The organism is Spirochaetota bacterium, from assembly GCA_038043445.1.
In the GTDB taxonomy this organism is placed as follows: Bacteria; Spirochaetota; Brachyspiria; order Brachyspirales; family JACRPF01; genus JBBTBY01.
In genome coordinates this window covers 84,079-109,864 of sequence record JBBTBY010000063.1, presented here as the reverse complement: position 1 = coordinate 109,864, position 25,786 = coordinate 84,079, and the positions used below count along the sequence as shown (strand labels likewise).

The 25,786-nt window shown below is 55.2% G+C and carries 18 protein-coding genes; 9 read left to right on the top strand and 9 right to left on the bottom strand.

What is annotated here, in order from left to right; genetic code table 11:
* The first annotated feature begins 74 nt into the window (after positions 1-74).
* On the top strand, positions 75-1,775 hold the full coding sequence (locus tag AABZ39_09660) for a TonB-dependent receptor (GenBank protein MEK6795032.1): 1,701 nt from the start codon (positions 75-77) through the stop codon (positions 1,773-1,775).
* Positions 1,776-1,823: 48 nt separating this feature from the next.
* Complete coding sequence (locus AABZ39_09655; protein MEK6795031.1) at positions 1,824-4,379, top strand: MMPL family transporter; 2,556 nt, start codon at positions 1,824-1,826, stop codon at positions 4,377-4,379.
* 497 nt (positions 4,380-4,876) lie between these two features.
* Here the strand turns inward: AABZ39_09655 and AABZ39_09650 are convergent, their stop codons facing one another.
* Both AABZ39_09650 and AABZ39_09645 read right to left on the bottom strand, forming a co-directional pair.
* Entirely contained in the window at positions 4,877-5,179 is a 303-nt protein-coding gene (locus AABZ39_09650; GenBank protein MEK6795030.1) for a type II toxin-antitoxin system RelE/ParE family toxin, read from the bottom strand.
* Positions 5,179-5,457 carry a prevent-host-death protein gene (locus AABZ39_09645; protein MEK6795029.1) on the bottom strand — a complete coding sequence of 93 codons (279 nt, stop codon included), beginning with the start codon at positions 5,455-5,457 and terminating at the stop codon, positions 5,179-5,181. Before AABZ39_09645 ends, AABZ39_09650 begins: the two co-directional genes overlap by 1 nt.
* A gap of 105 nt (positions 5,458-5,562) precedes the next feature.
* Here AABZ39_09645 and AABZ39_09640 point away from each other — a divergent pair, with 105 nt between their 5' ends.
* Together AABZ39_09640 and AABZ39_09635 are read left to right on the top strand one after the other, a co-directional pair.
* Positions 5,563-7,356, top strand: a complete 1,794-nt coding sequence (locus AABZ39_09640) for an ABC transporter ATP-binding protein (protein ID MEK6795028.1) — start codon at positions 5,563-5,565, stop codon at positions 7,354-7,356.
* A gap of 116 nt (positions 7,357-7,472) precedes the next feature.
* The gene (locus tag AABZ39_09635; protein ID MEK6795027.1) at positions 7,473-8,312 is read left to right on the top strand and encodes an AraC family transcriptional regulator; all 840 of its coding nucleotides are present in this window, start codon (positions 7,473-7,475) and stop codon (positions 8,310-8,312) included.
* 7 nt (positions 8,313-8,319) lie between these two features.
* Here the strand turns inward: AABZ39_09635 and AABZ39_09630 are convergent, their stop codons facing one another.
* The 4 genes from AABZ39_09630 to AABZ39_09615 form a co-directional block, all read right to left on the bottom strand.
* A complete protein-coding gene (locus AABZ39_09630) occupies positions 8,320-10,614 on the bottom strand; it encodes a right-handed parallel beta-helix repeat-containing protein (protein MEK6795026.1) in 2,295 nt (764 codons plus the stop codon).
* A gap of 28 nt (positions 10,615-10,642) precedes the next feature.
* Positions 10,643-12,160, bottom strand: coding sequence for a sulfatase-like hydrolase/transferase (locus AABZ39_09625; GenBank protein ID MEK6795025.1), 1,518 nt, complete (start codon positions 12,158-12,160; stop codon positions 10,643-10,645).
* Between the two features lie 65 nt (positions 12,161-12,225).
* Positions 12,226-13,680: a sulfatase-like hydrolase/transferase gene (locus AABZ39_09620; GenBank protein MEK6795024.1), complete on the bottom strand. Its 1,455-nt coding sequence runs from the start codon at positions 13,678-13,680 to the stop codon at positions 12,226-12,228.
* Positions 13,681-13,715: 35 nt separating this feature from the next.
* Complete coding sequence (locus tag AABZ39_09615) at positions 13,716-14,756, bottom strand: glycoside hydrolase family protein (GenBank protein MEK6795023.1); 1,041 nt, start codon at positions 14,754-14,756, stop codon at positions 13,716-13,718.
* 106 nt (positions 14,757-14,862) lie between these two features.
* Here AABZ39_09615 and AABZ39_09610 point away from each other — a divergent pair, with 106 nt between their 5' ends.
* Positions 14,863-15,195 carry a YkgJ family cysteine cluster protein gene (locus AABZ39_09610; protein MEK6795022.1) on the top strand — a complete coding sequence of 111 codons (333 nt, stop codon included), beginning with the start codon at positions 14,863-14,865 and terminating at the stop codon, positions 15,193-15,195.
* A gap of 3 nt (positions 15,196-15,198) precedes the next feature.
* On the opposite strand, the gene AABZ39_09605 is transcribed toward AABZ39_09610, so the two are convergent.
* Together AABZ39_09605 and AABZ39_09600 are read right to left on the bottom strand one after the other, a co-directional pair.
* Complete coding sequence (locus AABZ39_09605) at positions 15,199-16,233, bottom strand: tetratricopeptide repeat protein (protein MEK6795021.1); 1,035 nt, start codon at positions 16,231-16,233, stop codon at positions 15,199-15,201.
* A 64-nt stretch (positions 16,234-16,297) separates the two neighbouring features.
* Positions 16,298-17,386 (bottom strand): GerMN domain-containing protein, encoded by a 1,089-nt coding sequence (locus tag AABZ39_09600; protein ID MEK6795020.1) that lies wholly within the window; start codon positions 17,384-17,386, stop codon positions 16,298-16,300.
* 61 nt (positions 17,387-17,447) lie between these two features.
* Between AABZ39_09600 and AABZ39_09595 the strand changes: the two genes are divergently transcribed.
* The 3 genes from AABZ39_09595 to pheA are packed head-to-tail and all read left to right on the top strand — an operon-like array spanning position 17,448 to position 20,673.
* On the top strand, positions 17,448-18,638 hold the full coding sequence (locus AABZ39_09595) for an MFS transporter (protein ID MEK6795019.1): 1,191 nt from the start codon (positions 17,448-17,450) through the stop codon (positions 18,636-18,638).
* Positions 18,639-19,607, top strand: coding sequence for a site-specific DNA-methyltransferase (locus AABZ39_09590; protein MEK6795018.1), 969 nt, complete (start codon positions 18,639-18,641; stop codon positions 19,605-19,607). It abuts the gene before it with no gap.
* Complete coding sequence (pheA, locus tag AABZ39_09585; protein ID MEK6795017.1) at positions 19,594-20,673, top strand: prephenate dehydratase; 1,080 nt, start codon at positions 19,594-19,596, stop codon at positions 20,671-20,673. Before AABZ39_09590 ends, pheA begins: the two co-directional genes overlap by 14 nt.
* A gap of 72 nt (positions 20,674-20,745) precedes the next feature.
* Here the strand turns inward: pheA and AABZ39_09580 are convergent, their stop codons facing one another.
* Positions 20,746-24,480 carry a sugar-binding protein gene (locus AABZ39_09580; GenBank protein ID MEK6795016.1) on the bottom strand — a complete coding sequence of 1,245 codons (3,735 nt, stop codon included), beginning with the start codon at positions 24,478-24,480 and terminating at the stop codon, positions 20,746-20,748.
* 436 nt (positions 24,481-24,916) lie between these two features.
* Here AABZ39_09580 and glyQ point away from each other — a divergent pair, with 436 nt between their 5' ends.
* Positions 24,917-25,786: a glycine--tRNA ligase subunit alpha gene (glyQ, locus tag AABZ39_09575; protein MEK6795015.1), complete on the top strand. Its 870-nt coding sequence runs from the start codon at positions 24,917-24,919 to the stop codon at positions 25,784-25,786.

The window sequence follows — 25,786 nt, the reverse complement described above, 5'->3', positions numbered from 1 at the left end:
GATGCAGCTTAATGCGGGCATCAGTCCCGATATATTCAGCATCAAGAACCTTGAGAAATAGGCGGGGGGGGGTCATGCGCATACAGCAGCTATTGACGATAGTAATGGCGGGGATACTCGTCGTCTTCACCGCATACGGAGCAACATCGGAGAAGGATGATGCCTCCTCCGCGAATGAGATGAAAATATACCAGAAGTCGACGGCGTATTTCTTCGTCCCGATCGCCGATCTCGTGCATGAGTCGTCCCTGTCGAATTATCTGCGCGCGCCCAAGCTTTTCAACAAGTTCGGCGTGGAGGTCACTGCCGCCGAGGTCAAGTTCGTTTCGCATTGGAACGTGGATCTCGTGCTTCAGGGCTTTGATAATATATCGAACATCGTTTCGGCGAGCGCACAGGACAATTTCATCGCATGGAATCCCCGCGGATCACGCCTGGGCTTAGGCTTTCAGACCTATGCATGGGGAAAGGCCGACGGTCTTAATCCGACCGCGGTTATCAATCCGATGGACTTTCGCATGCCGACCGATCTGAAGAAAGTGCCGGCATTGTCCGCATCGTACACCGCTTACCCCGCCCCCTGGCTCTCCATAGACGCGGTGTATCTTCCGTTCAAGCAGGAGAGCATACTCCCGTATTCCATCGCAGAGAAGATACCGCGATCTGTGTTCAACAAGTATACGGCGACATCGCTTTCACTCTACATCACCAATTTCGATATGGGCACCGGCAGTGTCGGGATGACCTCGCAGCAGACACTGCAGGAAGCTGCAATGACGAACGACATCGAGAATAAAGCGTTCGCATTTGATCTCAATAACCCCGTCGGCGCGCTGCGTGCGAATTTCTTCTTCGGCCCCGTGGACTTCTCGTTCATGTACGCCTACGACATCGATCAGTTCTACACGACATCGCTTTCGCTCGAACAGTACGCGGCGCTCACCCAGGCCATGGTCGATGCCGCGGTTGAGAGCGCCGTCGACGATGCGGTGGCGCGCGGGGTGATACCGGGGGCGGCCAGTGCCGCGACGAAAGCGGGACTGAAGGCGAGCATACCGAAGGATGTATGCCGCATCTCCGCGATCGACCTTATGCGTGCGCGTGCGCATCGCTTCGGGGCCGACATGAAGACGACGATAGGTCCCTCTGGCGTGTGGGCGGAAGTCTGTTATTCGCTCACGGAAGATCCGGGGAACACGAGCTCGAGGATACGGAACCCATACATTGACTGGACCATCGGATTCGACCTCTCATACGGCCCGGACGATCTGTGGTATATCAATGTACAGTATACGGGGAGTTTCGTGCAGAACTATGACGACCGCTTCTATACCGATTACGCGAACGGCCTCCCCGATCCGCTCCAAGCATCGAACACATCGTACATGGCAAACTATTACTACCGCGCGTTCACGCAGAAGTTCGGCAATCAGTACGAAGGCCTCACGCACGGCATCGTCGTCAAAGCGAACTGGCCGCTCTTCAATGACGCGCTTGTACCGTCGATCGCGGCGAGCTATTTCTTCCCCATGATATACGACACGAAGGAAAAGACGCGCTATGGGCGCGGCATAATCATGCCTGAGATCAAATGGAACATCAATGACGCATTGAGCCTCTCGCTCGGCGCGAACATCTATTTCGCGTTCAAGAAGGACGCCGGCTCGTCGAAGCTCGCGATAGACCGCAATGACCCCATCGGCATGTTCTACGACGATTCAAGCGCCTACCTCCGGTTCACGTATGCATGGAATATCGTACGGCAGTCAGAATGAAACAGAACGATCAAACTATATCTCTACTGAAAAAGAACAAGGAACACCATGATACAATTCATTGCTAGCAATCACATCCTGCTCATCGTGCTCGGATTCTTCCTCGCCGTGTATCTCGTCTATCGCTTCGTCGGCATCCCCCGCATCGCTACTGCGTCAACGCGTCATCCCATCAGAGCGATAGTGTTATCGTTCCTGTTCGTTGGGGTGCTCGGCATCGGCCTTAAGAACCTCACCATCGACGCGGATATGAACTCGCTCCTCCCGAGCACGGTGCCGTGCGATATCACGACAAAGAAGATCGATAAGATATTCGGCGGGGTTGAATCCGTCTTCCTCAGCATAGAACCGAAGCAGGGCACGGTGTGGACGCCCGCAATCCTCGAAAAGGTCAAAGCGATTAGCACCGATCTCAAGAAGGCGCGGTATATCGATTCTGTCATATCGATATCGGAAGCGAAGGATGTCGTGAACGAGGACGATACCCTGATAACACGCCCGTTCATGGAGCACATTCCGCGGACGAGCGCTGAGATGGCCGCGCTCCGTTCGCTCGTGAAAGGCAATTCGCTCCTCGGGAAAAAGCTCGTGAGCGAGGATGACACCGTTACGCTTATCATCGCCACCGTGCGGCAGCGCATACCAGTGATGACGAACGGTAAAACCGTAGCTGTTCGCATTGAGGATGCGGAAGTAAGCGCACGCGACAAAAATGACCCGGGCCGACCGACACTGGAGAATCTCAAGGCGAAATATGAGGACAGCACGGTCACCATATCCCCGTCCGGCTACACCTATCTCAGGCACGATATGTTCGGCAAAATGGTCGCCGACATGGCGTTCTTCATCATCATCGGCATACTCATCATGCTCGTGTTCCTCTACATCTGCTTCAGGAGCAAGCGAGGAATGCTCCTCCCGTTCACCGTCGTCATACTGAGCCTTATCGGCCTTTACGGCTTCATCGGATGGATGAAGGAAGTGCTCTATATCCCGTACGTGATAATAGCGCCCATGTTCATCGCCATTGCGCATAATTACGGGACACAGCTCATTGCCAATTATTACGAGGATGTACAGCACGATACTACTGCTGACAGCAAGACCGTGGCGCGCTCGGGGATAATCAAGATGGCGACGCCGATATTCCTCTCGGTAGCGACCGTGATATTCGGTTTTCTCGCCATGTTCGGGCATCCCTTGACAAGCATCGCCTATCTCGGATTCTTCAGCGCTTTCGGCATTCTCGTGTCGTTCATACTCACCATCGTCCTCACCCCGGCGATATTGAGCCTGCTAAAAGTCCCTTCGCATCTTTTAAAACAGAAGCACGGCACGATGACCGACCGCATACTCGGCGCTGTCGCATCGTTCATCATACGCTTCCGCATACCGGTGATAGCAGTGTCCGTGCTTTCCCTCATCGGGTTCGCTTTCCTCATTCCGCGCATCGATGCCGAGAGCAACATGGTCGAGTTCTATAAAAAAGGCGCTGGGGTACGCAACACATTCGAGATGCTCGGAAAAAAATTCTCGGGCGCGGCAACGCTTAATCTCCTCATCGAATCGGAAAACCCCGTCGCGCTCGACTCGCCCGATGACGGCATTATCAAGGGACCGCAGATTCTGCAATGGATGGAACGTCTGCAGGCGACCGCACGATCGGTCAAGGATCCCGTCACCGGAAAAGCGTATGTCGGCGATTCCTATTCTCTCGCCGATCAGGTGGCATATCTCAACAAGGTCATGCAGAACGATCCGTCGCAGGACCGCGTACCTTCTAATGGAAGGCTCATCGCACAATATCTCCTCCTTTTAGACAGCGCGGGGGGCGGCAAGGACCTTTCATCGCTTGTCGATTATAAATACAACAATGCGCAGATAGTGCTCCAGATGCCGGAGATCAATACGAAGAAGGTGCAGACGGTCATCGACACGATACGTGATTTCGCGAAAAAGAACCCGCCGCCCGGTGCAAAAATTTCGTTCGGCGGGACCGTCATGTACGGCCAGGAGCTCACCCCGCTCCTCATCGAAGGACAGATACACAGCATCATATTGAGCCTTGTGATCATCGTCATCTGCTACATGGTGATATTCCGTTCATTCACGGCGGGATTCATCTCATCGATACCGCTCATCGTGGCGATCCTCTCCGTGTTCGGGCTTATGTCGATATTCAGGATAAAGCTCGATTTCGTGACATCGATTCTCACGAGCATCATGATCGGTGCGGGAACGGATTACACCGCGTATTTCCTCTGGCGCATGCGTGAGATGACACAGAAGCACGGCGATGTGAAGAAGGCGTACCATGCGACGATGCTTACCATCGGCAAGGGCATAGTCTTCAACGGATTCTCGGTGGTCATCGGCTTCGTCGTGCTCTTATTCAGCAATTTCCAGCCGGTGATATTCTTCGGTTTCCTTATCGCCGTGTCGATATTCATCTGCATCATCGCGGCGCTTACCGTCATGCCGGCGGTGATAATCATGATGAAGCCGAAATTTCTTTTCGTGAAAGGAAAGGATATTCACACAGCGGCGCATTCGCATGGCGGGGTGATCGCTGAGACTTTGCCGGTGGAGGCGAAGGGGGAGTAACCCCTATGACCGCCAGATTATTTTCGACTTCCACTGGCATTGCTTTGAGGCATATACCAGACGCCTACCTCCTCTCTCTTCCTTAAATCGGTGCTCGCTTCGACAAGCTCAGCGCGGGTTCGGCGTCCTCAGTGTCAAAAAAATATGACAACAAGCTTAACAATCCTCAAATAATCACATATTCCGACCAGAATATTTTCCCGCAAAGCTTTGCGCGGCTTTCGTAAAGGTCGAAAAATAATTATTCCGACCCGAATTATTCCCCGCAAGACCTTGCGCGGTCTCCGCAAGGGTCGAACTTTTCTCCGCAAAGCCCGAAAGATAATAATCCCGGTCCGAATTATTGCTCGCAAAGGGCGAATTATCCCGCGCAAGGGGTGAAACAAAAATATTCGGACCCGAAACATTCTCCGCAAAGGCTTGCGCGGTCTCCGCAGGGTCAAAAAGTAATAATTCTGCCCTAAATAATTCCCAGACATAGAGAGTGCCGGTGCGTCCTATCTGGGGATCCGTCTCTGCGTGTCTCTATAGACCTGCATATCCTCGCGTTTACCGATCGCGATAATATACACTCGTACTTCGTCCTCGATAATTTCATATACGATCCGAACACGTCTATTGTCCACATACAGTTTCCGATAGCCGGTGAGATTCATTCCGGCACGATTGCCAAGTTCTTCACCAAGTCTGGGGCTCTCTCGAAGCTTCGCGATCTGCCTGATCACCTTCTGCCTGACGCTCCCGTCAAGATCGTTCAATTCCTGCTGAGCAATGGGATGAAATAGGATCTCGTATGCCATTACGAGCGTTTCACCGCTTCTTTGAACGGAACAAATCGACTGCGGGGTGTTCGGCGTCGTTTACTAACCGTACTATAAATATCACGATGTTCACGTAACGATGCCGCCTCCGCCAGACGTTCATATTCCTCGACGGGCAGTATGATCGCCTCCATGCTGTTGTTACGGATCACAGCAATACGTTTCAACTGTTGTGAGCGAAGCTTCGACAACAGATCACCGAAATGGCGGGTAATACTTGTGGCGGATACCAGTTCATTCTTGAGGTAACTGATCATACTGCGCTCCCCTGCAATTGATGCGTATAATTATACGTAATATATTACGCACTGTCAAGTGCGCTGCCAGATTGACTCTTCCGCTGAACGTCATATACTCACTGCATGCGTGGAAAAAATTTCGGCAAGATAGATCGCCCTGCCGGCAGTCAGATAAAAATACTGTTCCGCCTCTGGCTTGAGGCGCGCCGGTACTGGCGGTATTTTCTCATCGCGGTGTCGGCACATATCGTCATTACCGCGGTCAATCTCTCCGCTCCGCTCTTCATCAAGGCGATATTGAAGGCACTTCGTATCGGCGGCGGCGAGCAAAGCATCATACATACGATAACATATTGCAGCATATTCCTCCTCGTTTTCTATATCATCCGCACCTCGGCGCAGTTCGCCGCGCGGTATTTCAGCCATGTCGGCGGCTGGCGGCTTGTGGCGCATATGAGGACGATCACGTACGATCACCTGCAGAAGCTTTCGCTCCGGTTCTTCCACGAAAAACAGACCGGTCAGCTCCTCTCGCGCACGGTCAATGACAATGCGAACCTCGAAAGCCTTGTCTCGCATGCCATACCGGACGCGATAATCAACAGCCTTCTTTTCGTCGGCGTGACGATAATGCTCTTCACCCAGAACAGGACGCTCGCGTTCTACAGCCTTCTCCCGCTCCCGATACTCATCTTCCTCGTCTTCCGGTTCAACCTCGTGATACGCCCGGTGCTCAGGCTGGCGCAGGCAAAGCTCGGCGATCTTAACGCTGTCGTGTTCGAGAACCTTTCGGGCATGAAGGAAGTGCAGATATTCACGCAGGAAGAGCGCGAGAGCAAGCGGGTGCATCGCTCCGCATGGGATTATACGAGCGGCATACTGGGATCGCTCAAGAAAACGGCATTCTATCACCCGGTCATTGAGTTCTGCGGGACCATCGGCACGCTTGTCGTGATATGGTTTGGCGCGCATATGGTGCTCCGCGGGCAGAACATCGCCGTCGAGGACATCGTCGCATTTCTCCTCTACCTCGGCATGTTCTACGGACCGATAACCGCCGTAGGAGGGATAGTCGAAACGATACAGACATCGCTTGCCGGCGCCGAGCGCGTGTTCGAGCTTTTGGATACGGAGCCGGACATCAAGGATGCGCCGCATGCACGCGAGCTTGCCCGCGCCCGCGGCGAGATACGGTTCGACAACGTCACCTTCGGATATACACGCACGACGAATGTTCTTGAAAACGTGAGCTTCTCGGTGAAACGCGGGGAAACGCTCGCGCTCGTGGGGCCTACGGGTGTGGGAAAAACCACCATCATCAGTCTCATCCCGCGATTTTATGATCCGCTCGGCGGGAACATACTGCTCGACGGCCACGACATACGGGGCGTTACGCTCGAATCGCTCCGCAGCCAGATAAGCATCGTGCTGCAGGACTGTTTTCTTTTCAACGGCACCATCGCCGATAATATCCGCTACGGCGCGTCGGATGATGTGAGCGGCCGCGAGCTCATTCGCGCATCGAAGCATGCGCGGGCGCACGACTTCATCACGCGCTTCCCGGACAAGTACGATACCATCATCGGCGAACGCGGCGTAAAACTTTCCGGCGGGCAAAAGCAGCGTCTCGCTATAGCGCGTGCGCTTCTTCGTAAAACACCGATACTCATTCTCGACGAAGCGACATCGTCGGTGGACTCGGAGACCGAATCGCTTATACAGGAAGCGCTCTATGACCTTATCCGCAACCGCACGACGATAGTCATAGCGCATCGGCTTTCGACGGTGCGCCGGGCCGACAATATCCTTGTGCTCGGTAATAAAGGGATAGCGGAGCAGGGTACGCATGAGCGCCTCATGAAACAGAACGGCATGTACGCGAAGCTATCAAGGATACAATTCAGACCGGGCGCGTAAACATTCTTACTTGAACGCCGGGATGACGATGCCCTCGAGTATCACCTTCTGCGCCATGAAGATCCAAAGCCGTTTGACGTAACGACGGATACCGGTGTATACTCCTTCATAATACCATGAAGCCGTCGCACATTAAGGAACATAACCGCATAGCGCATGATGCCGTCCGCCACGCAGGAACGATCTCCGTGGGCGAACATACCGCCGTCATCCTCAATTATCTGGTCACCGCGGATGCCGCCGGAACGCGCATCGAAATGCACAGCCATGTCCATTGCGAGGTCGGTATCGTAACGAAGGGCACGGTCGTCTATATGTTCGGCAAAAGGAAATTCACCGTGCGGCCGGGTGAGGCCATCGTCATTCCGCCGAAGACACCGCATATTCGCTCCTGTTCGGAGCAATGCGTGATACACGGATTTTGGATATACATGACCGGCATACCGCCGGGCAGGGATGCTGTTCATGTGACGAACACCGACGACGCGTCGCAGTTCATTTCGTCCATACACGCCGAGATCAAGCGCGGCGAAGCCGGACTCGCCTGCACGATATCGCATTACATCGCGCTTGTGCTCATTGCCGTGCTCCGCAGGCTTCCCCCGCCGGCATCGCACACGTCAGCGCGGGCGTTCATGCTCATACGCATCCGCGATGCGATAACGTTCATCAACGATCATCTGTCCGAGGACATGTCGGCAAAGGTCATTGCCCGCGAATTCGGGATATCGGCGCGCCATGCGAACCGTCTGTTCCTTGAGGCGACGGGGAGCACGCTGCATGACTTCGTGCGGAACACGAAGATGATGACCGCGTACATCGCGCTCACGCGCGGCAGGAGAACGAGCGTCCGCGAAATAGCCCTGAGCGTGGGCATGCGCGATTTCAGTTACTTCTCAAAATGCATGAAGATATTCTGCGGGTTAACACCGTCGGAGATACGAAGCATGCTGTAGGGGCGTCTCATTCCACATGCTTCGACATATCACGGTTCTTCGTGTCCGCTTCCCGCCGCAGATCGACTATCTTTTTTGCGTAATCCATCGCTTCACGATGCGCTTCACTTCCTTCGGACCGTGTCGTCAGGAAAGATATGTTCACGCGGACACCGGCAGCGCGCGGACCTGCATCGCTCAGGTCGATCTGTTTGAAACCGTGTTTGAGGAGGGGCGAGCCGGCGGCGGCATTGCGCACGCCGGCGGTGTAGGAGAAATCCCGTGCAAGCACGACATCGCCCGATCCGTTGCCCGTGAGGGCGCACCATTCGGAGTACGCCATGGACCTTCCGTACGCGCCGTACGTGCCGTCAATACCGACCGTATGCGGCGCCCCGCCGACCGAGTACAGGTAATTATCATGCACGTTCATCCCGGAATTCGTAAGACCATCGGCGTTGTTGAAGTCGAACAGCAGTCCGTTCGTCGTGATGAGGAGATTTCCGTACAGATGAGCAAGCTCGTTCTCGTAGGACTTATGCGATGCCCGTCGGGCTATGCTTCTTCCCGAGGGGCCGAGGATATTATTGCGAATGATGCTTCGCCGGCCCTTGAGATTGAACGCATCCGAGCAGGTGTCGGCAACAAGATTATCCTCAACCGTCAGGTACGAGGCGCAATCGTCGATATAGATGCCGTTGCCGCCGTACACGCTTACCTGGATGTTGCTGATGATATTGCCGCGCACGACTGACCCGATCATATTGCCGTGGGTATATATCCCCGCAAGATCGTTGGCGCACGGCCACGACTGTCCGATGTTGTAGATATGGTTCTTCGCTATGAGCGTATCGAACATGCGGAAAACATCCTCATGCCCCATCGATCCGCCGCCGCAATTGATGGCGGTCATATACCCGTCGGTGATCCTGTTATGCGCGATGACAGAGTGTGATGCCATTTCGAGGAGGAGCGCTACCGCGCCGTGAAATACGCGTCCATACCCTGCTATGTCATTGTCGGTGATGGCGATGCGCTGCATTCTGCCGGTCTCATTGTCCTCGGGCTTCTTTTCCCGCCATGCACCCATGGCCCGGATGGCGCCGCTCGCAAGGTCGCGGAATACATTACCGATGATCGCGATATCGGAATTGCCGTAGGCAAGGTCTATGCCGCATTCCCCGAGGTTCTCAAAACGGCAGTTGAGGACGGACGTCCGGCGCGTGCCGGAAAAGGTGAGCACGCTCGGCCCGTAATTCCCGTACCAGTTCCCCGTACCGTAATGGGCGTTCCACACATACTCGGAATAACGGAACGCAATGCCCTCGAACGATACCCCGTCGATGTACGCCGAATTTTTCCAATCCGACTGTACGATGAAGTACTGCGTCAGACGCGGTGCCCATGCCTCGATCGACGATGCGGTCTCTCCGTCAAGCGGCAGGTAGTAAAGCTTTCCCGTCGTCCGTTCCAGATACCAGCTCCCTTTTTCACGAAGTTCATCGAAGACATTGTCCATATAATATGACGCACCCTGGTACCACGTTTCAAAATCGTATGCGGTGTCCTGCTTTATCCAGTCCGCAACGCCGTGGGACGGATGTGAATGCACGAGCGGCATGTACGATGCATTGCGGAAATATACCGTGCGGTCGGCGGGCGATATGTTCGTAACGGCGAGATACGCCTGCTGCCAGTAATGCACGACCATGGCATTGATATCGGTGATATTCGTCCATGCTTGTACATCACCCTCGCGGAACATGAACCTGTCCTTGAACGCGGTGGAAAGTATGCGCCCCGGCTTGGAAGGGATGAGCGACTCGATGCGGCTGAACCCTTCCTTCGGATATCGCGGACGCTCGGCCCTTCGCCCATTGACGAAAAGCTGGCGGAAATACCATTTTTTCACATCCCCCACATCGGCCACCAGACAGGGTACACCGGTAGTGGGAACAATGCCCGGTTTCCATCCGACTATTTTTCTCGCGCCGGTGACTATCGGTTTTGCGCCGGGTAACGCCTTGAACATGATCGGCCATGCATCGGAATTCGTGATACGCACCGGGGCCTCGAGAACATGTACGCCATCCATGAGGTATACGGTCACCGGCTTTGCAAGCGGACCCGCGCCGGGGTCGAGCGCGGCGGCGGCAACGGCATAATTTATGCTCTTGAGCGGCTTCGCGCTCGTACGCCCTGAATTGGAATCCATACCCGTCGGTGAGACATAGTACGATGTTCCATCAACGCCGGCGGAATACCCGGGCGTTAGAGCGATCGCTATGAACAGTACGATAATCCCGACAGCGTTCATTTTCATGCCGATGCCCCCGTTCGTTGCGTAAACATTAATGCTTTTCCCTCACCAGTATCCCCGCTTTCTCGAAACGGTCAAGATACTCATCGTAATCCCAGGGGGCATCCGCGTACACCCGTTTTTTCCATTCTTCGAATGCCGATCGTAACTGGGTCACTTTTTCCGGCATGGAAGAGGCCAGATCATGCTCCTCTCGCGGATCGGCACTCAGGTCGAACAGACGGAACGGCGTCCCCGATCTGTCCTGAAGCAGTTTCCAGCGGCCGTCGCGTACTGCCGCCCGGCGAATATGGAAATTCTTCATCGATACCCCGGCTGGTCTTTCCCAGAAAAGCAGCCGACGCTCCATTCCCTTTGACTGCGTGAGCACGGGACACAGGTCCACGCCATCTGCAAGCACCTGCGCGGGTACCATAATGTTCGCCGCACCGCAGATCGTAGAAAAAAGGTCCATGCTCATTGCGGGTTCGCGGCACACCGTCCCGGCTTTGATCTTTCCCTGCCAGCATGCGATCGTCGGAACGCGCGTTCCCGCTTCGAACAGATTCGTTTTTCTGCCTGAAAAACCGCCGGGGCTGCCGTGGTCAACAGGGCCGTTGTCCGATGAGAAGAGAATGAGCGTATTCTCGAACAGGTCAGATCTTTTCAACGCATCGATGATCCTGCCGACGGCCTTATCCATACCCTCGACAACATCCTTATATGCCCGGTATAGATCGCTTCGCGGGGAGTCACCCTTCTCGTCCCATGCATCCGCTATCGCCTTGTCGTTCGGCCCGACATAGGGCAGATGCGGCGCGGTGAACGGAACATAGGCGAAGAACGGCGCGTCGTCGTTCTTCTGCATGAAACGGACAGCCTCATCGGCGAGCACATCGGTGAACCAGCCGCCCGGCGCTTTCGCCGTCGTTCGCCCGCGGTAAAAATACGATTTTCCTTTCTGTTCCATGGAGAAATTGTCGCCGGCGCTCCCTTCGACCCCGACGAATTCATCGAAACCGTTCAGCAAGGGGTGATGCGTTTCCATAGGACCAAGATGCCATTTGCCGAAGCAGCCGGTGCGATATCCGTTGTCCTTGAGTATCTCGGCGACGGTCATTTCCTCCGGGCGAAGACCCGTGAACGGTATTTCACCGGGTTTGGCCACTTTGACCATGGCGTTGCCCAACTGCCCGAGGACATTACACACGCCGGTGCGCTGATTATATTTCCCCGTTAAGAGCGATGCTCGTGTCGGACTGCACACGGCATCATTGCTGTGAAAATCCGTGAATGAGACACCTTCGCCCGCCAATCGATCGATGCAGGGTGTGGATATCGTTATATCGTTCGGGCCCGGGACAACGGATATCCAGGGGGAGCCGCCGCGAAAGCAGCTTATATCCCCGTACCCGAGGTCGTCGGCCAGTATGAGCAATATATTCGGACGCTTCCCGCTGTGATCGGTCCTGCGTTCGTCATGCAATGCCCCTTGAGCGGCCAGTCCGCTGTACAAGGAGAGGCCCCCGGCAGCGAGCATCGATCGTTGTATGAATGTTCTTCGGTCCATGGTGCTCCGCCAGACATTATCCATCTCCAGTATACTTGAACGCGCTCACCGCTGCAATGCAAAAATCAGGACAATGGAGAAAAAAAACGGACATCAGTCTTCATCGGCGCCATGGTGTTCTCCCCGCGCCAGTTGTCAGGGTCATTACGCCTTTCGCGGTTCACCGACTCGAACCAGTTTTCCAGTTCACGTCTCATGCGCCCTGCGCGCTCCGTCTCCGCGCCTGCTCTATCGTATGCCTCCGCCGGGTCATCGGCGATGTTGAAAAGCTTCGGCGTCCCTGGTGTCGGTATCTCGCGCACTATCGGCGCGCGGTCGATATCGGTGAGGAAATGAGGCTCATGAAAAAGCCGCCGATACCAGTGATTATCCCCTTCGAGTTTTTTGTCCGACGCACTCACCCGCGGCCAGTAGAGCTTCCAGTCGCCGTCGCGCATGGCGGCATTGCAGTTGAGCGCGGGTTCATAGCGGTTGTACTGCCAGAATCGCTTTACCGGGGCGTACGCTCCGCTTTGCAGATACGGCAGCATGTCCATGCCGTCGAGGGGCCTGCAGATGTCGGTGCGGATACCCGCGCATGCGGCGAGCGTGGGGATCCAGTCGCAAAAATGGATCATGTCATTGCGTACCGTACCGCCGGATAGCCCGCCGCCGGGCCAGCGTAGTACGGCCGGGACACGTATGCCGCCTTCAAGCACATCGTATTTCATCCCGGAAAATGGTCCATTATAACGGAGCATGCTCTGCGGTGCGCCGCGATACGATTCGTTTCCCATGAACGGCCCGTTGTCGCTCGTGAAGAGAACGATGGTGTTTTCTGAAAGGCCGCATGCATCGAGTGCCGAGAGTATTCGCCCGATGCCGCGGTCCATGACGCGTATCATCCCGTAGAGGGCGGCGACAGCGGGGGCGCATGTTCCCTCGAACACCGCCGCATCCATTTCGGGCGCTTCGAGCGGCGAATGCGGGGCGTTGTACGTGACCGTCAGAAAAAAATTCTCCGCTGCGTGTCGATGGATGAACGATACCGCTTCGTCGGAGAAGACATCGGTGAGATACCGCCCGTCGGAACGAATGCTCGATCCGTTGCGATCGAGTATCCAGTCGTAATAGCCCATGCCGCCGTTGAGGAATCCCAGGAATTCACGGAACCCCCGTGCGTTCGGGTGATGGCGCATATCGAAGAGCCCATTATGCCATTTGCCGATCATGCCGGTGACATATCCCGCATGCGAAAAAACATCCCCGAGCGTCCGCTCGCAGAGCGCGATACGGTCCACGCCGCGGTTGGACGAAACATCGACCGCGCCGACGCGGTGATTGTACCGCCCGGTGAGGAATGCCGCACGCGCAGGCGCGCATATCGGCGATGCGGAATAATGCTGATCGAGCCGAACACCGCTTCGCGCAAGCGCATCGATATGCGGCGTATCAACGATCGGGTTGCCGTACACCCCGATATCGCCGTAGCCGAGATCATCGGCCATGATGGCTATGATATTCGGCTTCGTATCGTTCATGCTGCGATCACTCCTTTTCCGGAAAAGGCCATGCGTTAACGGTCGTTGAGCCTTATCACGGTCGTCCATGTATCCTGTGCGTTCGAAAAATGACCTGGGCCGTCCGCGGTAGCAAGGATAAGATGTGTCGGCCTTCCGTTCTCGATAAGGAGCTGCGGCCGCTCAAGCGAACCCTGCGTCGTTACGCTGCCGTCATCCCATGATACAGTCCGGGAATACGCCTTCGGCGCCGGCGCTATCGCCCACCGCTTCAGGTCCCGCGAAAAGGCGTGTACCCCGGCATGATCTTCACCGGTGATCTTCCCCGTGAGGTCGTTGATGAGCATCTGGTAGACGCCGTCCTCATACCACATGAATGCATCTTCGATGCGAACGCCGGCATCGTCGAAAGAGAAAAGCGGTTCGTCCGAAAATCGGGTGAATTCGGGACCGAGTCCGTCCGCCGCAAGCATGCCGTATTTGAGAATGACCGGCCAGCCGTGCGTATCGGGATCCCTTCCGGACTTGTATGCGACAAAAACGCGCCCATCGGGATGGAAATAGGCGGCAGGGTTCGTGATCATGTATTCATCCCACATCCCCGGACGCGGCATGGCTATCGGCGCATCGAGCCTCGCCCACGGGCCGTACGGGGAATCGGAAACCGCATAGCCGACATACTGTCCGCGCATTGCCTCACGGTGAATATCGCTCCATTGCTGTGCCGGGTGTTCTGCATCCGGCATGTCGTCGCGATATGTCGTTGCAGTATAGAACAGGATATATCTGCCGTCCACCCGGTGTATGTGCGGATTATGTGTCATGCGCCCGTCCCAGAACGAACGATCCCGCGGCGGAAGCGACACGTCCGAGAACGCATACGGCCCCTCGGGCGTTCTTGAAACGGCATGTACGATCTCGGAATTGGGCACCCAATGCACGGCGAACGGCAGCGACTTCGGTATACGCGATGCATACAGATGATAAAGATCGTCATCACCGCGAACGGCGCTCCCGCACCACACCCAATAATCGCGCAGCCTGAACCCGCCGTTCTTTACGGCTTTTCCTAATCGATCACTGAAGGGGATCATCATAGAGTGAATATATATCGCGGAGCTGCTGCAAGCAATAAGAAAATCAGGACTTTACTATAGAGGGAAAGGACATGGACTATCGCATTACAAGTGATATACTATCCGCATGGGATATCAGTTCTCGTTCGCCTGCAAGCGCTGCGGACAATGCTGTCGCGACCGCGGCTTCGTCTATTTCTCCCGCGACGATATTCGCCGGGCGGCGAAGTCGCTTCGTATCGGGGAAAAGGACTTCATGAAAGGATATCTCTTCCGCCGAGGCAGACAGTCATTCATCAAAGTGGGCGACGATGGCTGCCCGCTCTTAACGGCGAACGGCTGCAGGATACAGGATGGGAAACCGGAACAATGCGCGACATTCCCGTACTGGAAAGATTACGTCGATGAGGACGGACGTCTTATCAATTTCGATCGCGATTGTCCGGGAATAGCGGAATAAGAGCTACTGCTCCTGCTCTTTAAGCTTTTCCGAGTTCTCTTTTTCGCTCTTAACGAGCGCCATGCCGTTGCGGTATGCCTGCTCGTCCGGGTTCATGGAGAGCGCCTTTCTGATGTTCTCCATGGCGTAATCGTACTCGCCGTTGAACACCAGCGCAAGGCCGTAGTTGTAATATGTCTTCGCCTGTATCTCGGTTTTTGTCCCTTTGCCGAGCATGTTCTTGAGCATCTCGATGCCCTCGGGCATGAGGTCGCTTCTGATGTTCTTCACGGCAAGGTCCACTTCCGGCAATTCATTATCCCGCATGAAATCCGCGCGGACGTTCACGTAGGACGGTGTTATCATACGAACGAACGAATAGCAGGATTCGGCGAGCGTTGTAGCGAACGCCTCTTCCTTATCGATGGCTTCGGGGACCTCATCTTTTCCGATCTTCACGAATTTGCGCTTGATGTTCATCGGCCGTACCGCAGCAAGCGTGGCCTTTTCGATATCAACGACCTGATACGTGATGTTGAGCGTGTAGGTGCCGGTACGCGTATGCATCATATTCGAAAATACGGTTATATTCGTGACCCACGTTGACTTGTCTTTCGGGTTCTTCTTGTCGATGTTCGTTTTCGCGGTCACCACCATTTTCTCAGTGAGCGTTTCCGTGTATCCGTCATCGTCGATGCTCGCGTAGATGATGCCGGCGGCGGCAATGAATTTCCCTATCTGGGCCACGGACTTCTCATTGAACATGCCGGTAAGCTGAATATTATGCTCTTTCAGCACATCAGCCATATGCTTCCTGTCGATGACGCCCTCAAAGGCCTTACTGTCTATCATCGACGATTCCAGCCGTGCGATGAGCTTGTTCACATGCGCCGCATTATTGCCGGTGAAATTGCCCATGGCCATGCGTTTGACGCCGCGCATGGATATCTGGGCGGGTCTTTTCACGGTGAAAAAGACCTCGGTCGTGGCGCAGCCGCCGAGCGTAAGGAGCAGGGCGGCGATAGAAACGGTGAGAAGGGGGGTGGTTTTATTTTTCATGGCAGTAATAGTAACGCACAGTAAAAAATCTGTCAAGAGCAGGTCGATGATTTAAAGGGCGGTATCAGTTGACCGTAAGCGCGCTGCCGGAGCGGGTGAACGGTTTTGCTATGGAGAATCCCTCGCCGCCGATGCTGTCGCGCCGTTTGCCATTGATAAGGAAGACGACGCTCTTTATCCCGGAGAATTGCGTTGCGGTGAACACTATCTGATTCACCTGCGCGCGAAGGCCTTCATATCCCAGGCGATTGTATTCGAACTCGGCATTGAAATCGAGGAATACGGTATCCCCTTCCTGCTTCGCATCGATAAGATACGCTTTTTCCGGTATACAGGTGATGATATTCCCGTCGCGTTCGCGATTATCGGGTCCGTCAAGGAGCGCGGTGATGGCATCCTTTATCGTCGGCTTGTAGCCGAGCGGCCGCTTGCGCGGTGCCAATTCGATATTTCCTTTGTCCTCGTCATATTTTATGAAATATATGGAAGGCTTCACTGCTTTTACCGGTGCTTCCGCACGAGCAACGGTCTCAGTCCTCTTTTTGACCGACGTATCGCTTTCCGCGGTCCGTTCGGCCGTTCGTTCTTTCGGCTTCGCTTCACCCTTTGCGGTCCGTGATGCCGTCTTCACCTCGCGGCGGGGTTTTGTCTCGACGGCTTTTTTCTCGGGAACTTCGGCTTTTGCCGTTCTGTCCGTCTTTACCGCATCGTCCTTTTCTTCCCGCACGGGCTTTTCACGCTTCGTGATATGCTCTTTACCGGCGTCATCGTCGTCGACCTTGGTGACCACGGTAAGCTCACGGGCCGGGGGTGTCTGCACGTCTGCCAGAAAATTCTTGAGCGCATCCTCGAGCTTTTTCGCCTTGGGGTCGATCTTGGTCTCGGTCCTCTCTGCCGCGGGCTTCGTGATGAATCTACCCACGATCTCGCGCCCGCCGTTCTTTGCGATATATATCACGCCGACTATGGCGCCGATGATGACGATGTTACGCAGGAGTACGCCGCCCTTTCCCTTGCCCGTAGCGCGCCCGAAATACGTCCGCCCGCGGGGAAAATGCTCATGGACGCCGTGCGAGAGGCGAGGGCGTGGGCGGTGCTTGAATCGTTCATAGTGCGGCATAGTGATGCATCTCCTGTCGTAGGTTTCATCCATATTATCGATATTCCGGGGGATTTATTGATTGAAAAAATCCGCCCCCGTGATACAATATCCCATGCTGGCCCGTCTACGTTTGCGCTTCGAACACATACCCCGAGATCTGTGGCTTTTCATCGCCGTTGTCGCCGCGACCGGGTTCACCACGAATGTCATCGAATCGACGTTCAACAATTTCCTGAGCGAAACGTACAATCTCACCGGCATGGCGAGGAGCGTCCTCGAACTCCCCCGTGAATTGCCCGGGTTCACCGTCGTATTCGTTTCGGCGCTGCTCTTCTTCCTTTCATCGCGGAGGCTTGCCGCATTTTCCATGTTCCTGCAGGCAGTGGGCCTCATACTGATAGCGTTCTTTGCGCCGAAGTTCAACATCATGCTCGCATGGCTTTTCATCATGAGCTTAGGGCAGCATCTTTTCATGCCGCTGTCGTCGGCCATCGGGATGGAGCTCGCGCATGCGGGCAAGGAAGGCAGGCGCCTCGGGCAGTTGAACGGCATACGGACGTTCGCAGCCATCGCGGGCGGCGGTCTGGTCGTCGTCGGCTTCGGTTATCTCAAGTTCACGTTCGCGGTCACGTTCACCATCGCGGCTGTGTGTCTTGTCATCGCAGGCGTACTCATGCTTTTCATGAAACCGAAGGCAGCGCCCCCTGCGAAGATGCGTTTCATACTCCGCCGGGAATACTCGCTGTACTACTGGCTTACCATTCTCTTCGGTACAAGGAAGCAGATATTCATCACCTTCGCGCCGTGGGTGCTCGTTACCATCTACGGGAAACCGACGGCCATCATCGCGGTGCTTTTCACCATCGGCAGCATCATCGGCATTCTCTTTCAGCCCTTTCTCGGGCGCATGATAGACCGCCTCGGCGAACGGACGGTGCTTGCCGTCGAAGGCGGCGTGCTCATCGTCGTCTGTCTCGGCTACGGTTTCGCGAAGATACTGTTCGGCGATGCCGGGTTCTACATCGCGGCGTCATGCTATGTTCTTGACATGCTCCTTTTTTCGTTCGGCATGGCGCGTGCGACGTATCTCAAGAAGATCGCCGTTATACCCGCCCATGTCTCGCCCACGCTCGCCATGGGAACGACCATCGATCACGTGTTCTCCATAAGCATCGCCCTTGCAAGCGGCGTGATATGGCTCACGTTCGGCTATCAGTATGTGTTCGCCATCGGCGCTGTCATCGCATCGCTCTACGGGATATCCGCGCTTCAGATGAGACTGCCCGTACCCAAGCGGGTGTAGATGACGAAGGACCGTTCTCCGCGGAACAAGACGATGACGCTCTCGGCAGCGGAGGTACGCCGCTTCAGCACGGATATCACTACGCTCAAAGCCCCGTCATCGGTGGATGCCATTGCCGGAAGAACGATATGCCAGGATATTATCCATGCGGCGAAATATCTCCCCGCGCGTTCCGTCGACCTTCTCTTCATTGATCCGCCGTATAATATCGATAAGGAATTCCACGCAGAGTCGTTCAGGGCCCGATCGTCCGCGGGCTACGCGGAGTACATGGGATCATGGTTCCGTGCGCTTGTGCCGTCGCTCAGGAGAACGGCATCGATATACGTCTGCGGTGACTGGCGGTCCTCCGCCGCGATATACGACGTGCTTTCCCGGCATGTTATCGTGCGAAGCCGCATCACCTGGGAGCGAGAGAAGGGCCGCGGCGCGAAAGCGAACTGGAAGAACGCATCGGAGGATATCTGGTTCGCGACGGTGTCGGATAACTATGCCTTCAATACCGATGCGGTGAAGATAATGCGGCGCGTCATCGCCCCGTATACCGAGAACGGCAAACCCAAGGATTGGGAGCGGACGGCGCACGGCGGTTTCAGAAGGACGCATGCATCGAATCTCTGGACCGACCTTACCGTACCCTATTGGTCGATGCCTGAGAACACCGAACACCCCACGCAGAAGCCGGAGAAGCTCCTTGCGAAGATAATGCTCGCTTCGTCGAACGAAGGCGATATGGTACTCGACGCATTCGCCGGCTCGGGGACCGCGGCGGCAGTTGCAAAAAAGCTCGGAAGACGTTACTGTTCGATAGAGAAGGACGAGCGGTACGCGGCGCTCATCGAGAAGCGCCTTGCCGGCATCGAACGCGGCGATCGCATTCAGGGATATGAGGGCGGCGTGTTCTGGGAACGCAATTCGATCGCAGCCCAGGAAGCATTCGCCCAACGGAGAACGCATGGACATCGATAAACATCGCATTTCGATAAACCGCATCGACGAAGAGATAGTGAAGCTCATCAATGAGCGGACATCGCATGCGGTTGCGATAGGCAAGATAAAGCGTGAGCTCAACCGCGTGATATACGACCCCAAGCGCGAGGCGGAGATACTCGAGCGCATCGAGACGCTTGCAAAGGGGAAGCCCTTCCCCTCGCGCGTGCTCCGGATGATATACCGTGAGATCATGTCCGCTTCACGGGAGATAGAGGAGCCGATATCGGTGGCGTATTTCGGCCCGGAGGGAAGCTTCACCCATACGGCGGCGATAGAGCAGTTCGGGTCATCGACGGAATTCGCGGCGCTTAAGACCATCGGCGATGTGTTCAAGGAAGTGGAGGTCGATAAATACGATTACGGCGTCGTGCCCATAGAGAATTCCAACGAGGGCGCGGTCAATTACACGCTCGATATGTTCATCACCTCGACATTGAAGATATGCTCTGAGCATTTCATGAACATACATCACTGTCTTCTCTCGCAATGCACGGACGTCTCCGAGATAAAGAAGATATACTCGCATCCGCAGTCCTTCGGCCAATGCCGCATGTGGATAATGAACAATCTCCCGCATGCCGAGCTCATCGAATCATCGAGCAATTCGGAGGCGGCGAAGGTCGTCGGCTGGGATAAATTCAGCGCGGCCATAGCGGGCGTGGTGAACGCGGAGCTGTACAAGCTCAACGTGCTCGCGGAGAACATCGAGGATAATCCGGAGAATTTCACGCGCTTCCTTACCATCGGCAAGGACGATAATGAGCCATCGAAGAAGGATAAGACATCGCTCATCGTCGCCATCAAGGACAAGCCGGGCGCGCTGCAGACGGTGCTCGCGATATTCAGCGACCGCAACATCAATATGAACAAGATAGAGAGCCGCCCGACGAAGAAGAAGGCGTGGGAATATCTCTTCTACATCGATATCGACGGGCACCGGAAGGATAAGCATATCACCGAGGCACTTGCCGCGCTCGATCAGGAAACGACATTCCTCAAAGTGCTCGGATCGTATCCCAAGATCCGCATATTCCGTCAGTAGTCAGTAGAAGCCGCGCCGACGGGACCTGTGAGCGATGTTCCCCCGTTGAATAAGATCGATGTGTTTTCAGCCCTACCGCGATCGTTCCCGGGAAGACAGCATCACCCGGCCGAAATTGAGGCGGTTCTTATAGTAATCCGCATCGCCTGACCAGACAAGCGATAATTTCCTGCTCGTCGCATCGTCATCGCTGAGACAGACATCAAAACCGATCTGTGTCCCGGCTTCCGGCTTCAATCCCCCGAGCTCCTTCCACGGTATCGCGAGCTCAACATCATATCCGCCCGGCTGTGTAGATGTCTTGACGGGCATGTTCGCCGTGTTCACCTCAAGCATCCCGCTCGCCTTGAGCATGACTATCTCCGGGAATTGTACGGTCGGCATGCCGATCACGATCTGACAAGCGTTCGCGTTGAATCCGCTCGCGGTCGGCTGATCATCCGGGGCGGTGTCGAGAAAGAGTTCGATGCAGTCGCTGTTCCATACGCCCAGTCGGTTATTGCGTTCACCGCGCTTGTCATCAAGCACCTTGAAGCCGAGATAGAGCGAGACGCTGTCCCAGGCAAGCCATACACGGCCGGACATGTCGTTCCTGCCGCCCCATACAGCGGGCACGGCGTTCCTCAGGGCCGGGAGCGAATCAAGGGTTATCCCGGCATGACCGTCCCACTCACCGGCATTGACAACGCCGTCTATCACGGGCGTTTTTCCGCTGCTGGCTGCCGCCAATGGGCGAAAGCGTATGGTGACCGGCGCAAGTTCATAGTGTTTTGATCCCGCTTCGGCCTTGAACGAAAGCTCGGCTGTTGTCCACGGCTTTTCAAATTTCAGCGGGAAGAGAACGGGTGTCGCTTCCCGCGGACGTGCCGTTACATCGACAGTGCCGCCGGCTATCTCGCTTATGGATGATCTGAAGCTTAAGCGCATCGGCATGGTATCCGCGCCATGGTTCATCACCTCGGCACGGATGACGGGCGTTTCATCACGGTAACCCATACGCGCGGTGACCGCCACCGGCACACGGTATTCCATCTCGGCGGTTCCCATCAATTTCAGGAATTCATCTTTACTTATCCTGTTGGGCTTGATGTATACCGGATCAACGGCGTCATTGAGAAGGTAGCCGTTGTTCTTCTCTGCCGGGTTCTCGAGCGGATTCCCCATGAGATCGAACAAGAGTATCCTGTCTTTGGAATTCCTTAACGCGAGCGCTGCCGAACTTTTTGCGGAATAGCTGTAATTCCAATACGCGGCTATCGGCCCGTCCGCTCGCTCATAGATATAAAGTTTGTTCTTCCCGGTAAGGGTTATCTGCTTTATCGGTTTGCCGCCCTCGAAGAAACGCGCCCAGGCATTGTTTATCACAAAGAACTGGCTCGGTATGGGCTTGCGCGGATTATCGAGCGCAAGCGGCGCGATGCGCGCACGATTATATGCACCATCAACGCAGGCTGTACGTGCCACACCGTGGAACTGATCGATGAGCAGTCGTCTTGCTAATTGATGTCCCTTGACGGCCAGAGAGCCATAAAATTGTTCCGGAAGGTCCTGTTCAAAATAAAACACCTCGGAATTCCATATCTCCTTCTTTTCAGCCCCGACATCGGCAAGGAGCTGTTTGATGTCGGCTATCGCCTTTTCAGCCGGATAACTGCTTGAATCAAGCGGCGAATCGTAGGGGTGGAATGACATCGCATCGAAATATTCGTTCGCGCCTAAGTCCATGCATGCTTTCACGAACTTTAAAAGCTTGCCGCCGAGGTCCCCTGTGGCGCAGAAACCGATGACACGCGCATCGGGGTCGATCTCGCGGACGATCGTATACGCGGCCTTGAGGAAACCGATGTACTGTTCGGCGGAGAGCCAGAGATTCGGTTCATTTAATATTTCATACGCCCGCACTTTTCCCTTGTAGCGCAGCACGCATTCCCTGAAATACCGCGCCCATATATCCACCGGCGGAACGCATACGCGGCATTTCATCGACCCTTTCGTGTCGGCAATGCCGTATCGTTCCTGCGCCCATTTCGGCACTTTTGCATATATCTTCTGGGAGTTTTTTTCATCGACGATGAACGTGTCGAGCGAGGCCACCGGCTTTATGCCGCGCTTCGTGAGCTCTTCTATCTGCCTGTCGAGGACCTGCCATTCATAATTTCCTTCATCGACCTCATTGTGGCCCCAGCCGAAATCCCAGCAGCGATACCAGCGGTCGCCGACATTCGCTATGAAATCATACGTCTCATCTATGGTCGCGCCGAGATACTCGAGCGTCGGCTGTGTGGCCCAGCTCTGGGCGAACCAGTTGGCCCGGAAATTCATCTGCCCGCCGCTGGTGAACCCCTTGGGCCCCGGTATCGCCATGAGATTCTCGATGACGGCGTAATCGAATGAATACGCATCGAGCACAGCCCCCGTTTTTGCATTGACAAGTTCATAGTTCATGACGAACATCCCGTAGCGCTTCGGGTTGATCTCCGCGGATATCTCCCCGGCGGAATTCCCCTTGAGCGTAATGGATGATGTCTCTCCCGTCCTGACCGTTCTGTCGAAGTAGTTATCCAGTATGGAGAATCTGAATTTGACCTCGGCGTTCCCTGCGGTATTGTTACGCGCCCGGAACGTCACTGTATAGGGCTCGTTCGGGGTGTACGCATAGTAGCGATTGAGCGTACGCGTGAGGCCGATCTCAAAATCGTCGGGCTGATACTTCGATGATCTCCCTTCTGTGAGCTGTATGCCGTCTATCCACATCGTCCCCGCCTGATTGCGTGTCGGCGGCGGCATCTTTCCGTGACCCTCGGGTATATTGGCTATCTGCAGCGTATAGAAATCGTGGTTCGGCGCCGCGGTAAAGGTTAACGACATGCGCTTCCAGTCGCTGCCGACCTCATTCCACACGGAATATCCTTTTCGTGCGCCGCTCGAAATGATGCTCAGCAGGGAGAAGGCAACCACCTTGATATCGCCGGCGGTCTTGAACCATCCGGACAATGTATATTCCTTGCCGGGCACGAGCGGTATATCGCGGGAGCTTAAGAGCATCGCGTCGCCGTCGGGATTATCAAGCCGGAGGCTCGCTTCCCCGTGCATTTTCTCGTTCGGATCGATGAGCGGCTGACGCGGTTCATTATTGTTCGGATCGCGCCCGCGCATATAAAGGCCACGCGTCAAGGCATACTCATCGAAGCCGATCTCAAAGCTCGAGTTCTGAAAAAGGTTGCTGCGGTTAAGCGATACCACGGCCTTTTTTTTCTCCGGCGGGGCTTCCGTATTGGGCGCAAGCACAACGTCATCAAGATATACCTCGCCGTAGAGGATATCAAAACGCATGAAAAGGTCCCGGTCCTTCCATTCCGCCGTAAGCGGCAGTTTCAGTACGAACTCATACGCATCCCACTCATCGCTCACCGTGACCGTCTTAAGCTTGTAATAATGCGGCGACACGGATGTGTCGGTATAATAGTACACCCGAAGCGGCTGATCCTTCGCCCGCGCGCGTGCAAAAAAACGGAAGCGGTATTCCGTACCGGCGACGATGCCCGCTATCTTCGCGCGGGTAATGAGTACGACGGCTTTTGCGCTTGCTGCGGCGTCCTCACTTTCATGCTTCAGGTGAGCGGATGCCTTACCGCGTATATCGCCTTCTTCGGCGGCGGTCGACACGGTATTTTTGCTGCCGTACGGGGCGATGGTCCATCCTGCCGGCATGCCGTTCTCAACAGCCTCAAAGTCCCCGTTCAGAATGAGATCCTGTCCAAAGAGAGAAGCGATCGCGATGATGAAGATGACGGCGTATTTTAACATGCGTTTTCCTGCTGAGGTTCGTTCGTTGCGATGTCTGCGGTAAGTATACTCATGCGGTATCAGGGCGTCAAGACAAGAACGGTCATTCTCATGCACTTTCCGGTCATTATCTTAATATCACCCGGGAATGCATTAATTTCCGAAGGATGTACAAACAGTGTTGTATTCGCCGCTCGAGCCTCAATGATCGGGCCTACAGTCTTCGCTGAACTTCCACGAATACGGGAACCCGTGTAGCACCCGTATGCTCCCCACCTGACCGTTAGGCACATAATAGAGAGGTATAGTATGAATATGCCTTTCTGACACAGGCACTATACGCAGATATCCGTGCATTGTCAAGTGCTGGGGCGACACTTCAATATGACATGATTGACGCCGCCCGCATTTTACTGTATTGTTCTCCATATGCACAGCGAAGCTGAAAGGAAGAACCATGACCTTTTCATCGCTCATACACACGCTCAACGATTTTTGGGCGAAGAACGGCTGCATCATACAGCAGGGCTTCGATATGGAAGTGGGTGCGGGCACCTACAACCCCGCTACCGCCCTCCGTGCGCTCGGCCCTGAGCCCTTCAATGTGGCATACGTGGAGCCCTCGCGGAGGCCCACCGACGGCCGCTACGGGGAGAACCCCAACCGCATGCAGCACTACTATCAGTATCAGGTGCTCTTGAAGCCCTCGCCGGATAATATACAGGCGCTCTATATCGAAAGCCTTGCCGCGCTCGGCGTCGACTTCAAGGAGCACGATCTGCGCTTCGTCCATGACGACTGGGAATCGCCCACGCTGGGTGCTTGGGGGCTCGGCTGGGAAGTATGGCTCGACGGGATGGAAATAACACAGTTCACCTACTTTCAAGGCCTTGCCGGCATGGACTTGAAACCCGTCTCGGGCGAGATAACCTACGGCCTTGAGCGCATCTGCATGTACCTGCAGAACGTGAACCATTTCAAGGACATGGAATGGGGACACGGCGTCAAATACGGCGATGTACACATGCAGGGCGAACGCGAATTCTCGAAGTACAACTTCGAGATAGCGGATACGGCGATGTACTTCCGCCATTTCAACGAATACGAAGCCGAGTGCAAGCGCTGCCTGGCGGCGAAGCTCCCGCTCCCGGCATATGACATGATATGTAAGGCCGCTCACACGTTCAATATGCTCGATGCACGCAATGCCATATCGGTCACCGAACGCGCCACCTACATCGGCCGCGTGCGCGACATGATGAAAGAGGTGGCAGGGATTTATATCGCAGAACGAGAGACGATGGGATATCCGCTTTTGAAAAAATAA

Excerpts from the sequence above, each read along its gene's own strand:
- AABZ39_09610 (MEK6795022.1), top strand. The coding sequence starts at position 14,863 with ATGGGATATCAGTTCTCGTTCGCCTGCAAGCGCTGCGGACAATGCTGT.
- AABZ39_09615 (MEK6795023.1), bottom strand. The coding sequence starts at position 14,756 with ATGATGATCCCCTTCAGTGATCGATTAGGAAAAGCCGTAAAGAACGGC.
- glyQ (MEK6795015.1), top strand. The coding sequence starts at position 24,917 with ATGACCTTTTCATCGCTCATACACACGCTCAACGATTTTTGGGCGAAG.
- AABZ39_09650 (MEK6795030.1), bottom strand. The coding sequence starts at position 5,179 with ATGGCATACGAGATCCTATTTCATCCCATTGCTCAGCAGGAATTGAAC.
- AABZ39_09600 (MEK6795020.1), bottom strand. The coding sequence starts at position 17,386 with ATGGATGAAACCTACGACAGGAGATGCATCACTATGCCGCACTATGAA.
- AABZ39_09645 (MEK6795029.1), bottom strand. The coding sequence starts at position 5,457 with ATGATCAGTTACCTCAAGAATGAACTGGTATCCGCCACAAGTATTACC.
- AABZ39_09640 (MEK6795028.1), top strand. The coding sequence starts at position 5,563 with ATGCGTGGAAAAAATTTCGGCAAGATAGATCGCCCTGCCGGCAGTCAG.
- AABZ39_09655 (MEK6795031.1), top strand. The coding sequence starts at position 1,824 with ATGATACAATTCATTGCTAGCAATCACATCCTGCTCATCGTGCTCGGA.
- AABZ39_09620 (MEK6795024.1), bottom strand. The coding sequence starts at position 13,680 with ATGAACGATACGAAGCCGAATATCATAGCCATCATGGCCGATGATCTC.
- AABZ39_09605 (MEK6795021.1), bottom strand. The coding sequence starts at position 16,233 with ATGAAAAATAAAACCACCCCCCTTCTCACCGTTTCTATCGCCGCCCTG.
- AABZ39_09630 (MEK6795026.1), bottom strand. The coding sequence starts at position 10,614 with ATGAAAATGAACGCTGTCGGGATTATCGTACTGTTCATAGCGATCGCT.
- AABZ39_09595 (MEK6795019.1), top strand. The coding sequence starts at position 17,448 with ATGCTGGCCCGTCTACGTTTGCGCTTCGAACACATACCCCGAGATCTG.
- AABZ39_09660 (MEK6795032.1), top strand. The coding sequence starts at position 75 with ATGCGCATACAGCAGCTATTGACGATAGTAATGGCGGGGATACTCGTC.
- AABZ39_09580 (MEK6795016.1), bottom strand. The coding sequence starts at position 24,480 with ATGTTAAAATACGCCGTCATCTTCATCATCGCGATCGCTTCTCTCTTT.
- AABZ39_09635 (MEK6795027.1), top strand. The coding sequence starts at position 7,473 with ATGAAGCCGTCGCACATTAAGGAACATAACCGCATAGCGCATGATGCC.
- AABZ39_09590 (MEK6795018.1), top strand. The coding sequence starts at position 18,639 with ATGACGAAGGACCGTTCTCCGCGGAACAAGACGATGACGCTCTCGGCA.
- AABZ39_09625 (MEK6795025.1), bottom strand. The coding sequence starts at position 12,160 with ATGGACCGAAGAACATTCATACAACGATCGATGCTCGCTGCCGGGGGC.
- pheA (MEK6795017.1), top strand. The coding sequence starts at position 19,594 with ATGGACATCGATAAACATCGCATTTCGATAAACCGCATCGACGAAGAG.